The organism is Nocardioides carbamazepini, assembly GCF_024614185.1.
GTDB classification, from domain to species: Bacteria; Actinomycetota; Actinomycetes; order Propionibacteriales; family Nocardioidaceae; genus Nocardioides; species Nocardioides carbamazepini.
The window spans coordinates 633,279-645,757 of the sequence record NZ_JAHTLF010000018.1; the positions used below are offsets into that span (position 1 = coordinate 633,279).

The 12,479-nt window shown below is 73.6% G+C and carries 11 protein-coding genes; 9 read left to right on the top strand and 2 right to left on the bottom strand.

The features are described 5' to 3' along the window. Positions 1-2 precede the first annotated feature (2 nt). Both KVF89_RS21710 and KVF89_RS21715 read right to left on the bottom strand, forming a co-directional pair. Entirely contained in the window at positions 3-764 is a 762-nt protein-coding gene (locus KVF89_RS21710) for an enoyl-CoA hydratase-related protein (RefSeq protein ID WP_306809807.1), read from the bottom strand. Between the two features lie 326 nt (positions 765-1,090). Further along, entirely contained in the window at positions 1,091-2,281 is a 1,191-nt protein-coding gene (locus KVF89_RS21715) for a RimK family alpha-L-glutamate ligase (RefSeq protein ID WP_257428570.1), read from the bottom strand. 23 nt (positions 2,282-2,304) lie between these two features. On the opposite strand from KVF89_RS21715, the gene KVF89_RS21720 reads away from it, so the two are divergent. The 9 genes from KVF89_RS21720 (at position 2,305) to KVF89_RS21760 (ending at position 12,469) form a co-directional block, all read left to right on the top strand. Continuing rightward, entirely contained in the window at positions 2,305-2,802 is a 498-nt protein-coding gene (locus KVF89_RS21720; RefSeq protein WP_257428571.1) for an ATP-dependent zinc protease family protein, read from the top strand. Next, the gene (locus KVF89_RS21725) at positions 2,789-3,784 is read left to right on the top strand and encodes a succinylglutamate desuccinylase/aspartoacylase family protein (RefSeq protein WP_257428572.1); all 996 of its coding nucleotides are present in this window, start codon (positions 2,789-2,791) and stop codon (positions 3,782-3,784) included. The genes KVF89_RS21720 and KVF89_RS21725 overlap by 14 nt, the downstream gene beginning before the upstream one ends. A gap of 60 nt (positions 3,785-3,844) precedes the next feature. Next, positions 3,845-5,347, top strand: a complete 1,503-nt coding sequence (locus KVF89_RS21730; protein WP_257428573.1) for a molybdopterin-dependent oxidoreductase — start codon at positions 3,845-3,847, stop codon at positions 5,345-5,347. A gap of 80 nt (positions 5,348-5,427) precedes the next feature. Then, entirely contained in the window at positions 5,428-6,114 is a 687-nt protein-coding gene (locus KVF89_RS21735) for a fasciclin domain-containing protein (protein ID WP_257428575.1), read from the top strand. Positions 6,115-6,165: 51 nt separating this feature from the next. Beyond that, a complete protein-coding gene (gene sigK, locus KVF89_RS21740) occupies positions 6,166-6,774 on the top strand; it encodes an ECF RNA polymerase sigma factor SigK (RefSeq protein ID WP_257428576.1) in 609 nt (202 codons plus the stop codon). A 61-nt stretch (positions 6,775-6,835) separates the two neighbouring features. Next, positions 6,836-7,573 carry an anti-sigma factor gene (locus KVF89_RS21745; RefSeq protein WP_257428578.1) on the top strand — a complete coding sequence of 246 codons (738 nt, stop codon included), beginning with the start codon at positions 6,836-6,838 and terminating at the stop codon, positions 7,571-7,573. After that, positions 7,573-10,818 (top strand): FAD-dependent oxidoreductase, encoded by a 3,246-nt coding sequence (locus tag KVF89_RS21750; protein ID WP_257428581.1) that lies wholly within the window; start codon positions 7,573-7,575, stop codon positions 10,816-10,818. The genes KVF89_RS21745 and KVF89_RS21750 overlap by 1 nt, the downstream gene beginning before the upstream one ends. Beyond that, positions 10,815-11,624 carry a DUF1295 domain-containing protein gene (locus tag KVF89_RS21755; protein WP_257428586.1) on the top strand — a complete coding sequence of 270 codons (810 nt, stop codon included), beginning with the start codon at positions 10,815-10,817 and terminating at the stop codon, positions 11,622-11,624. Before KVF89_RS21750 ends, KVF89_RS21755 begins: the two co-directional genes overlap by 4 nt. Positions 11,625-11,713: 89 nt before the next feature. Beyond that, positions 11,714-12,469 (top strand): tyrosine-protein phosphatase, encoded by a 756-nt coding sequence (locus tag KVF89_RS21760; RefSeq protein WP_257428588.1) that lies wholly within the window; start codon positions 11,714-11,716, stop codon positions 12,467-12,469. Positions 12,470-12,479 lie beyond the last annotated feature (10 nt).

Consider the following 12,479-nt stretch of genomic DNA (forward strand, 5'->3'; position numbering starts at 1 on the left):
GATCAGCCCTTCTTGCGGGCGAGGAAGGCGGTCATCGCCGCGCGGGCCTCGTCGGAGCCGAAGAGCCGGGCGCTGAGCTCGACCAGCTCCTCCCCCTGGGCGTCGATCCGCGCGAGCAGGTCGGCGGCGAGGAGGCCCTTGGTCTCGCGCAGGCCCTGCGCGGCACCGGTGGCGAGCTGCCCGGTGACCTCGGCGACCTTGGCCTCCAGGCCGGCGGCCGGGACCGCGAAGGTGGCCAGGCCGAAGTCGGCGGCCTCGGCCCCGGTGAACACCTCGCCGCCGAGTGCGGTCCACGCGAGACCGCGCGGGGTCAGCCGCGGGAAGACCGTCAGCGAGATGACCGCCGGGGTGAGGCCGAGCTTGACCTCGGTGAGCGCGAAGGTCGCGTCGGCGGCGACCACGACGACGTCGGAGGCGGCCACGATGCCGATGCCGCCGGCCCGGGCGGCGCCCTCGACGACGGTCACCACCGGCTTGGCGAGCGCGACGATCTGGCGCTGGAGCGCGACGATGGCCCGCGCGCCCTCCTGCATCGGGACCGTCGAGGCCTCGGAGAGGTCGGCGCCCGAGCAGAACACCCGCCCCGACGACCTCAGCACGACCACCCGTACGTCGTCCGCCGCGTCCGCCGCCGCCAGGTGGCCGACCAGCTCGGTGACCAGCTGGCGCGAGAGCGCGTTGCGGTTGTGGGGCGAGTCGAGGGTGATGGTCGCGATGCCGTCGGCGACGTCGAGGTGGACCAGCTCGGCGGGTGCGTCAGTCATGCGGCTCATCCTGCCTCAATGGCGACACGCTCGACCCACCGCTTCGTCTTGTCGCCAGGCGGCCTCGGGTGTCGCCCGGCAGCGACCGCGGAGTCGGCTCGGCTGGTCGGAACCGGCCGGCAGCGTGGCGCCCCGCGCGCAGCGCATCGGCGGCAAGGGCGGCCCGAGCGAAGCGAGCGGCCGTCCGCGGTCGTCGATGGGGCGACACGCTCGGCTAGTCGGAACCGGCCGGCAGCGTGGCGCCCCGCGCGCAGCGCATCGTCGGCAAGGGCGGCCCGAGCGAAGCGAGCGGCCGTCCGCGGTCGTCGATGGGGCGACACGCTCGGCTAGTCGGAGTGGATCGGCTGCTTGGGCAGCTTCTTGACCCGGGCGCGGCGCTTGGGGCGGGCGGGGATCATCGAGCGCATCTCCTCCAGCTTGCCGAAGCAGAGCAGCCGGTCCTCCGCCTCGAGCACGTGGTGCGGGAACGGGTTCGGGATGACCAGGGTGCCGCGGTGCAGGGTGAGCACGGTGATGTCGCGGTCGCGCAGGCCCGAGTCGCCGATGCTCTTGCCGACGAGGTCGGCATCGCCGTGGACGACCAGCTCCGCCACGCCGTACCCCGTGGAGACCGACAGCCGCTCGCGCACGTCGATCTGTGGGAAGGCGACCTGGTTGTCGATGTGGTCGATGATCGCGCCGGCCACGTCGAGCTTGGTGGCGGTCTCGATGCCCTCCAGGCCCGGGGAGGAGTTGACCTCCATCACGAGCGGCCCGGACCTGGCCTCGAGCATGTCGACGCCGGCGACCTTGAGGCCCATGATCTGCGCGGCCCGGACGGCGACCTGCTCGTAGGCCGGGTCGAGGTCGACCGGCTCGACGCTGCCACCGCGGTGCACGTTGGAGCGGAACTCGTCGCCCTGCGCGACCCGGCGCATGGCGGCGACGACCCGGTCGCCGACGACCAGCGCCCGCACGTCCCGCCCGCGCGACTCCTTGACGAAGCGCTGGATGAGCACCTGCTGCTTGGTGCTCTGCAGGGTCTCGATGATCGCCTCGGCGACTTTGATGCTGGGCGCGAGGATGACGCCGATGCCCTGCGTGCCCTCGAGCAGCTTGATCACGACCGGCGCGCCACCGACCCGCTCGATCGCGGGGATCACGTCGGCCCGGTCGCGGACGAAGGTCGTCGCCGGCATGCCGATGTTGTGCCGGGACAGGATCTGCGTCGCACGCAGCTTGTCGCGCGAGTTGGCGATCCCATTGGCGGTGTTGGGCGTGTAGACGTCCATCTGCTCGAACTGCCGCACGACGGCCGTGCCGAAGTAGGTGATCGAGTTGCCGATCCGCGGCAGCACGGCGTCGTAGTCGGACAGCTGCTTGCCGCGGAACTGCAGATCGGGCTCGTCACCCGACAGGTCGATGGAGAAGCGCAGGGTGTTGAGCACCTTCACCTGGTGCCCCCGGTCGAGGGCGGCGGTGCGCAGGCGCTGCGTGCTGTAGGACCGCGGGGCGCGGGAGAGGATCGCGAGCTTCATACCCGACCTGATTGGATTGGGGTGTGGTCGGCTCCCATTCAATCAGCCCCCCGGTGGTCGCCGGCTGGCGCGAGTGGGTGCGCCTTCCGGGGCTGGGCGTGGGACCGGTCAAGGCCAAGCTGGACACCGGGGCCCGTACGTCGGCGCTGCATGCCTTCGACCTCACCCACGTCGAGCGCGACGGCGTGCCCTGGGTCCGGTTCTCCGTGCACCCGTGGCAGCGGTCGGCCGACGACGCGGTGTACGTCGAGTGCCCGGTCCACGACCGCCGGATCGTCCGCAGCTCGACCGGCCACACCCAGGAGCGGTTCGTCGTCCTCACCGAGCTCGAGCTGCTCGGCCGCACGGTCACCACCGAGGTGACGCTGACCCGGCGCGACGAGATGGGCTTCCGGATGCTCGTCGGACGCGAGGCGCTGCGGCAGGGCTTCCTCGTCGACTCCGGCCGCTCCTACCTCGGCGGCCGCCCGCCGCGGAAGGTGCGGCGCAAGAACCGTGGGCGGGCCGATGGCCCTGCGTGAGTCGTTCGCCATCGGCAACGTCCGGGTGCGCGCCGGCTCGACCAAGGAGGTCGAGCTGCCGATCACCCGGCTGGTGACCGGCGGCGACGTGAGCCTGCCCGTGCGGGTGGTGCACGGCCGCGAGGACGGGCCGACGATCTGGGTCAACGCCGCCATCCACGGTGACGAAGTGATGGGCGTCGAGGTGATCCGGCAGGCGCTGGCCACCCTGTCGGCCCGTACCTTCCGCGGCACGCTCGTCGCGGTGCCCGTGGTCAACGTCCTCGGCTTCATGACCGGTGACCGCTACCTGCCGGACCGTCGCGACCTGAACCGGTCCTTCCCCGGCTCGGCGCGCGGCTCCCTGGCCAGCCGGATCGCGCACCTGTTCATGGCCGAGGTGGTCAGCAAGTGCGACGTCGGCATCGACCTGCACACGGCCGCGGACCGTCGTACCAACCTCCCGCAGATCCGTGCCGACCTGGACGACCCCCGCACCCGGGCGCTCGCCGAGGCGTTCGGCGCACCGGTCATGCTGCATGCCCGGCTCCGGGACGGGTCGCTGCGCCAGGCCGGACGCGACCACGGCGCGGCCGTGCTGCTCTACGAGGCGGGCGAGGCGCTCCGCTTCGAGGAGGAGCCGATCGCTGTCGGTGTCGCCGGCGTACGCCGGGTCCTGGCCTCGCTGGGCATGATCGACGCCGAGCCCGCGGCCGCGGACCGGCCGCCCCCGGTCGAGTGCCGCAGCAGCGCATGGGTCCGGGCCCGCGGCACCGGGATCCTGCACCTCGAGGTCCACCTCGGCGAGTACGTCGAGGAGGGCCGCCGTCTCGGCGGCCTCTCCGACACCTTCGGGCGCCGGGTGCGGCTGGTCCACGCCGACCGGTCGGGCATCGTGATCGGGTTGACCCGGGCGCCGATCGTCAACGCGGGCGACGCGCTCGTGCACATCGCCACGCCGGCCGGAAGCGGAGATCGACCGGGATCCGATCAACCTGCTTGATCGGATCCCGGTCGATGACCCAGGGCGATCCGGTCAGGTGGTCGGCAACGAACCACCCGCATGAGGATCCGACTGCTCTGGGCCTGGTACGGCGTGCTCGCGACCCTGGTGGGGATCGGGCTCGCGCACGTCGCGGCCGCGCTGACCGACCCGGCGGCCTCGCCCGTGCTCGCGGTCGGGTCGACCGTCATCGACCTGACGCCGACACCCATGAAGGAGTGGGCGATCCGCACCTTCGGCAACGCGGACAAGGCGATCCTGGTCGGCTCGGTACTGGCGGGGGTGCTCGCGCTGGCCGCGCTCGCCGGCGCGGTGGCCCGGCACCGGTTCACGCTGGGCGCCGGAGCCCTGGTCGCCCTGGTCGGCGTCGCCGCGATCGCGGTGCTCACCCGGCCCGAGGCGAGCCCGCTCGACCTGTTCCCCTCCCTCGTCGCGGGGATCGCGGCACCGGTCGCGCTCCGGATCCTGGCCCGGGCGCAGGCGCACGCCACCGGACCCGACGGGCGCCGTCGTACCGTCCTGCTGACGATCGCCGCCCTCGGCGCCGCGGCCGCGGTCGGCGGCGTCGCCGGCCGGCTCATCTCGTCGCTGCGGGCCCGGCCCGAGGACGTCGCCCTGCCGGCGCCCGCCGACCCCGCGCCCCCGCTGCCACGCGGCCTCGACGACCAGGTCCCGGGCATCACCCGGTTCCGCACGCCGAACGCCGACTTCTACCGGGTCGACACCCGGCTCGACGTGCCCGTGCTGAGCGCCGACGACTGGACGCTGACCATCGACGGCGACGTGGGCCGGAAGGTCACCCTCACCTTCGACGAGCTGCTCGCGATGCCGATGGTCGAGCGCGACATCACGCTGACCTGCGTGTCCAACAGCGTCGGCGGCCCGTACGTCGGCGGCGCGCGCTGGCTCGGCGTCCCCCTCACCGACGTGCTGGACCTGGCCGGGATCGGGAGCACGAGGGCCGACCAGATCCTGTCGACCGACTTCGCCGGGATGACGATCAGCACCCCGCTGGACCTCGCCACGGACGGGCGGGACGCGCTCGTCGCCGTGGGCATGAACGGCGAGGCGCTTCCCCGTGAGCACGGCTTCCCCGTCCGCCTGGTCATCCCGGGCCTGTACGGGTTCATCAGCGCCACCAAGTGGCTGACCCGGCTCACGCTGACGACGTACGACGACCAGCGGGCCTACTGGACCGAGCGCGACTGGGCGACCGATGCGCCGATCAAGATCTCCGCGCGGATCGACACCCCGAAGGCGCTGGCCGAGCTCGACGCCGGCGACGTCGTGGTCGGGGGTGTCGCGTGGGCGCAGGAGCGCGGTGGCATCGCCGGGGTGCAGGTCCGGGTCGACGGCGGGGCCTGGGTCGACGCACAGCTGGGCCCGGACGGTGGCGACGACTACTGGCGCCAGTGGTTCCACCGCTGGCTCGCGGAGCCGGGCTCGCACCGGATCGCCGTGCGCGCGGTCGCGGGCAACGGCGAGCCGCAGACCGCCGTCCGGGCGGAGCCGTTCCCGAACGGCGCGAGCGGGCTGCACGAGCTGCTCGTCCGCGTCTCCTGAGTCACATCCGAGGAGGGACCCATCCGGTCCGCCCCCGGCTCCGAATCACCTGCACGAACCCTCCTACGGAAGGCACCACCATGAAGCTCCAGAAGTTTCGCCGGGCCACCGGCGCCGGCGTCGCCGTCCTCGCCATGACCGCCACCTTCGCCGCGTGCAGCAGCGAGGACGACCCGGCGGAGGACGCCACCGGCTCCGACGACTCGGCGCAGACCGACAGCGGCGAGGAGAGCGCCGACCCGACGGCCGAGGGAGCGGGTGCGGAGACCTTCGGCCCCGGCTGCTCCGCCATCCCGACCTCGGGCGCCGGCTCCTTCGACGGCATGGTCAAGGACCCGGTCGCCACGGCCGCCAGCAACAACCCGCTGCTCAGCACCCTGGTCACCGCGGTCACCAGCATCGACGGCCTCGCCGACACGCTCAACGGCGCGGCGGCACTGACCGTGTTCGCGCCGTACAACGACGCCTTCGCCGCCATCCCCGAGGACCAGCTCAACGGCATGGTCGCCGACGGCAAGGAGATGGGCCAGGACAGCGCGCTCTACAAGGTGCTCGCCCACCACGTGGTCGGCTCCCAGGAGGGCCCCGACAGCGTGGGCGGCGACCAGGAGACCCTGGCGGGTGACCAGCTGACCATCGAGGGCGACGCCGAGAGCGGCATGACCGTCACCGACGGGACCGTCACCGCCAAGGTCCTGTGCGGCAACATCCCGACCGCCAACGCGACCGTCTACGTCATCGACCAGGTGCTGACCGGGGTCAAGTGACCCGGCCCGAGCTCTATCCAGGCCACACCTGACCCGGAAGGATCACCCATCATGGATCCGGTCCCCGGCGACTCGGCCGGCGTCTCCCACGAGGGGGCGCCGGCCGGCGGTCACGGCACCGACCTCGGTCCGCTCCTGCAGCGGGCCGCGCGCGGAGACACCGCCGCCTTCGCCACCCTGTACGACGCCACGGCGGCGCGGGTCCACGGCCTGGTGCTGCGCGTGGTGCGTGACCCGGCCCAGGCCGAGGAGGTCACCCAGGAGGTGTTCCTCGAGGTCTGGCGCCAGGCGAGCAGGTACGACGCCGCCCGCGGCAGCGCCCTGGCCTGGCTGATGACCATCAGCCACCGCAAGGCGGTCGACCGGGTCCGCAGCGCCGAGGCCGCGACCCGGCGCGACGTGACCTACGAGCAGACCCATCGGTCGGTCGAGCACGACACGACGGTCGAGGCCGCCCACGCGTCGCTCGAGGCGCGCCGGGTCCGGACCGCCCTCGGCCAGCTCACCGACGTGCAGCGCGAGGCGATCGAGCTCGCCTACTTCGGCGGCTACAGCCACACCGAGGTGGCCACCCTCCTCGACCTGCCGGTCGGGACAGCGAAGACCAGGATCCGCGACGGCCTGATCCGCCTGCGCGACACGATCGGAGTGGGACGATGAATCACCCCAAGAAGCTCCTCTCCCCCGCTGCGCTCCGCCGAACAGCTTCCCGGGGGCCCCGATGAGCGACCACGACCAGACCCACGGGTGGGACGTGCACGCGCTCTCGGGTGCGTACGCCGTGGACGCGCTCGACGACCTCGAGCGGGTGCGGTTCGAGGCCCACCTGGCCCAGTGCGCCGAGTGCCGCGACGAGGTCGACAGCCTCCGCGAGGCCGCCGCCGTGCTCGGCACCGGTGACCTCGTCGAGCCGCCGGCCGCCGTCCGGGACCAGGTGCTCGCCGGGATCGCGCGGATCCGCCCGCTGCCGCCGCAGCCGACCGGCGGGACGGTCGCGGCCCTGCGCCGGCGTACGCCGCTCCTGCTCGCCGTCGCCGCCGCCGTCGTGCTCCTGCTCGGTGTCGGGGTCGCCTGGTTGCAGCCGTGGGACGGCGACGATGCGCCGCCGCAGCTGACCGCGGCCGAGCGGATCCTGGCCGCCGCCGACGCCAGCACCGTCGAGAAGTCGTTCCCGGACGGGTCGACCGCCACCATCGTCATCTCGCGCAGCGAGGGCAGGGCGCTGATCCGGACGACCGACATGGCGAGCGCACCCGACGGCAAGGCCTACGAGCTGTGGCTGCAGACGCCCGCCGGCGTGATGGTGCCGGCCGGGCTGATGCCCGACGACCCGGACACGACGTACGTCCTCGACGGCGACGCGTCCGAGGCGACCGGTGTCGGCATCACCGTCGAGCCCGACGGCGGCTCACCGCAGCCGACCAGCGACCCGATCGCGCTCTTCCCCCTGGACTCGTGATGACCCCTCCCACCCCATGGCGCCTCGCCGTGGTGGGCTCCGGCGTCGCCGGACTCACCGCGGCCTACCTCGCCGCGCGCTCCGGCGACACCCAGGTCACCCTGCTCGAGGCCGACATCCGGCTGGGCGGGCACGCCGACACGCACACCGTGACCGACCCGACCGGCCGGGTCCTGCGGATCGACAGCGGGTTCATCGTCCACAACCGGCGCACCTACCCGGTGCTGACCGGGATCCTCGACGAGCTGCGCATCCCGACGCAGGAGTCGGAGATGTCGATGTCGGCGTGCGACGAGGTGACCGGCCTGGAGTGGGCCGGCGCCCTCGGGCGGCGCGGGCTGTTCCCGGCCGGCGCGGGCAACCACCGCAACCCGGCGTACCTGCGGATGCTGACGGAGATCCCGCGCTTCCACCGGGCCGCGCGTCGGCTGCTCGACGGGTCCACCGGCGACGACCTCACGACGCTGGCCGCCTTCCTCGACCGGCACGGCTTCTCGCCGTACTTCCGCCGGCACTTCATGGAGCCGCTCGTCGCGGCCGTGTGGTCGTGCGACCCCGACACGGCGCTGGACTACCCGGCCGCCTACCTCTTCGCCTTCCTCCGGCACCACGGCATGCTCGCCGTCCTCGGCTCGCCGCCGTGGCGCACGGTGACCGGCGGCTCAGCCACCTATGTGGCCGCGATCGCCGCGGCCGTGGAGGCCACCGGTGGGCGGATCCACACGGGGACGCCGGTGCTCGCGATCGAGGAGACCGACGACGGCGTGGACGTGACCACGCCCTCCGGACGGGAGGAGTACGACGCCGTCGTGGTCGCCACGCACCCCGACCAGGCCCTCGGCATGCTCGCCGCCCCTACCCGGGAGCAGAAGGAGGTGCTCGACGCGATCCGGTACTCCACCAACACGGCGCTGCTGCACACCGACACCCGGCTGCTGCCGCGCTCGCGCGATGCCTGGGCGTCGTGGAACTTCCGCCGTCCCCGCGTCGCGCGGGAGCGGGTGCAGGTCACCTACGACCTGACCCGCCTGCAGCGGCTGCCCACCGCGACCCACTACCTGGTGACCCTGGGCGGCGAGGACGTCGTGGACCCGGCGACGGTGCTGGTGCGCCGTACCTACGCGCATCCGCTCTACACACCCGCATCGGTCGCCGCCCAGGCCCGGCTGCCGGAGATCGACACCGACCGCGTCGTCTTCGCCGGGGCCTACCACGGCTGGGGGTTCCACGAGGACGGCGCCCGCTCCGGCCGGCGGGCGGTCGAGCGACTGGGGCTCGGCGCCCCCGTGGCGACAGCCACCACGGACGCCACCATGTACGCCACCACCCTCACCCACCGCCGCCGCGAGCCGCTGCGCAACGCATTCACCCACCGCTCGCACCTGAGCGTCGTCGACCTCGACCGGATCGCCGGGGACGGCACGGTCGACGGTGTCCCCGGCCGGTTCGAGGGGCGCGACCACTTCGCCGGCGACACCCGGACCGTGCGGGACGGACTCGACCGCTTCCTCGCCACCCACGGCCTCGACCTGCGCGACGGCCGCGCCCTGATGGCCGCCCAGCCGCGAGCGTTCGGGCACTGCTTCAACCCGATCTCGGTGCACTGGTGCTGGGCCGACCGGACCGGCGCGGGCGCACCCGACGCGACGGTCGTCGAGGTGCACAACACCTACGGCGACCGGCACGCCTACCTCCTCGACCCGGGGCGGACCACGCCGGACGGCCGGTCCGTGGTCGACAAGGCGATGTACGTGTCGCCCTTCCACGCCACCGACGGTCGCTACGAGGTGCTCGCTCCCCCACCGGACCCCGGGACCGGACGGCTGCGACTGGGGGTCCGCCTGGTCACCGACGACGGCGCCCGGTTCGACGCGAGCCTGACCGGCACCCCCTGCACGCCACCGCGGCTGCCCCTGGCCGGACTGCGTGGCGCGGGGCTGATCCGGGCGCACGGCGTCGCGCTGTGGGCGCGACGGCTCCCGGTCCAGCCCCGGCCCACCGCCGACACCGACCGCCTCCGCACCGGCGGCATCGCCGCCCGTGTCGCCGAGCGGCTGTTCCGGACCGCGGTCGCCCGGCTCGACGTCACCGTGCGGCTCCGCCACCCCGACGGGTCCGAGGAGCTGCTCGGGCGCGGCGGACCCGCGGTCGTCGTCCGGCGGCCCGACGAGCTGTTCGCCCGGATCGGCCGGGACCAGCTGATCGGGTTCGGCGAGGCCTACCTGAGCGGCGCCTGGGCCGAGGAGGGCCGGCCCGGCGACGGCGTGCTCGGCGACTTCCTCACCGTGCTGGCGCGCGAGCTGACCACGCTCGTGCCGCAGCCCCTGCAGCGGCTGCGCTCGCTCGTGGTGACCCGGATCCCGCACAGCCAGCGCGGCACCCGCGAACAGACGCGGGCCAACGTCGCGCACCACTACGACCTGTCGAACGACCTGTTCGCGGCGTTCCTCGACCCGACCCTGTCCTACTCCAGCGCGCTCTTCTCCGACCCGGCGACGGCGGGCCCCGACGACCTCGTCGCGGCACAGCACCGCAAGATCGACCGGCTGCTCGACCGGGCCGGTGTCGGCCCGGGCAGCCGGCTGCTGGAGATCGGGACCGGCTGGGGCGAGCTCGCGATCCGCGCCGCCGCGCGGGGCGCCACGGTCCGATCGATCACGCTGTCGGTCGAGCAGCAGGAGCTCGCCCGCGAGCGGATCGCGGCCGCCGGGCACGCCGACCGGGTCGCGGTCGACCTGTGCGACTACCGCGCGCTGCTCGACGAGCCGCCCGCGGCGTACGACGCCGTCGTGTCGGTGGAGATGATCGAGGCGGTCGGCCGGGAGTTCTGGCCGGCGTACTTCCGCACGCTCGACCATGTCCTCGCTCCGGGCGGGAGGGTGGCGCTGCAGGCGATCACGCTGCCGCACGACCGGATGCTCGCCACGCGCTCGACGCACACCTTCATCACGAAGTACGTCTTCCCGGGCGGCGCGCTGCCGTCGGTGCGGGCGATCGACGAGGCGACCCGGCAGCACACGACGCTGCGGATCAGCGACGACCTCGCGATCGGGGCGCACTACGCGACCACGCTGCGACTGTGGGACGAGGCGTTCACCGCGGCCCACGCGCGGGTGACGGAGCTGGGCTTCGACGAGACCTTCCTGCGGATGTGGCACTTCTACCTGGAGTACTGCCGGGCCGGGTTCGCCGCCGGGTACCTCGACGACCACCAGCTGACCCTCACCCGACGGGAGTCGCGATGACCGACGTCCTGGTCAGCATCGCGCTGTCCGTCGTCGTCGCCGCGGTGGTGATGGCGGTGACCGCGCTGGTCGCGCGGCAGCAGGGCCGTGTGGCCGTCGTGGATGTCGCCTGGGGGGCGGCATTCGCCGGAGCGGCGCTCGTGTGTGGGGCGGGAGCGGCGGTCGGGGAAGCGGGCTCGGGCCCGCGGACCTGGCTGCTGGTCGGGCTGGTCGTGCTCTGGGGCGGCCGCCTGGCGTGGCACATCGGGCGGCGGACGGCCCAGCACCGTGGTGAGGACCCGCGCTACGAGAAGCTGCTCGGCGGCACCCTGGCCGAGGTGGGGATGGCGCGGGCCGTCCGCAAGGTCTTCGCACTGCAGGGCGCGCTCGTCCCGGTCATCGCGCTGCCGGTCTCGGTCGGCATCGTGCGGGAGGTGCGCTGGTGGCCGGTCGTGGTGCTGGGCGCGGTCGTGTGGGCGGTCGGGCTGTTCTTCGAGGCGGTCGGCGACGCCCAGCTGGCGGCGTACCGCTCCCTGCCCCGCGACCGGCGCCCCCAGGTCCTCGACACCGGGCTGTGGGCGTGGACCCGGCATCCGAACTACTTCGGCGACGCCTGCGTGTGGTGGGGCCTGTGGCTCGCCGGCGGCCTCGCGTCCGGCTGGGTCACGGGCCTGGCCACGGTCGTCGCGCCCGCCGCGATGACCTGGTTCCTCAGCGAGGCGACGGGCGCCCGGCTGCTGGAGCAGACGATGATGCGGCGGCCCGGCTACCCGGAGTACGCCGCCCGCACCTCGCGGTTCGTCCCGCGGCCGCCTCGCCACGGATGAGGCCTTGGATGAGTGACTCCGATGAGTGACTCCAAGGAGGCGTGCGAGCGGCGTGCGGCCCCTTGGAGTCACTCATCTAGGGTCGTTCCGTGACCGATGAACAGGAGTACCTCCGGCTGGCGTCGGCCGACAACTTCCGCGACGTCGCCGGGACCGGGTACGCGACGCGCGACGGCGGCAGCCTCCGTACCGGCGTGTTCTACCGCTCCAACGACCTGCGCCTGACCGAGGTCGACCTGGCCGCCCTCACCGACCTCGGCCTGCGCGCGATCATCGACCTGCGCTCGCCGGCGGAGATCGCGCTGCATCCGGACCCGGAGATCCCCGGCGTCGCGGGCCTGCACTTCGACGCGATCGGCATCCCGCTGGAACGGATGGCCGGTCTCACCTCGAGGCAGGAGGCGGTCGAGCTGATGGACGAGGTGTACCGGACCTTCGTCACCGAGCCACACTCCCGGGCCGCCTTCGGCGCCGTGCTCCGCCAGCTCGCCACCGGTGGACGCCAGCTGTTCCACTGCTCGGCCGGCAAGGACCGCACCGGCTGGGTCGCCGCCCTGCTGCTCCACCTCGCCGGCGTCGACGACCCGACGATCGAGAGCGACTACCTGCTCACCAACGCACGCAGCGCCGCGAGCCGGGCCCGGGTGGAGGCGGAGATCGCCCGCCACGCCGGGCCCGAGGCCGTCGCCGCCTACGAGCCGACGCTCGTGGTCGACGTGGAGTACCTCGACGCAGCCTGGGCGACCGTCGAGGAGCGGTACGGCGACCGGTCGGCGTACCTGCGCGACGGGCTGGGCCTCGACGAGGAGACCCTGGCCCGCCTGCGCAGGCTGCTGCGCGACTGACGGCAGGCAG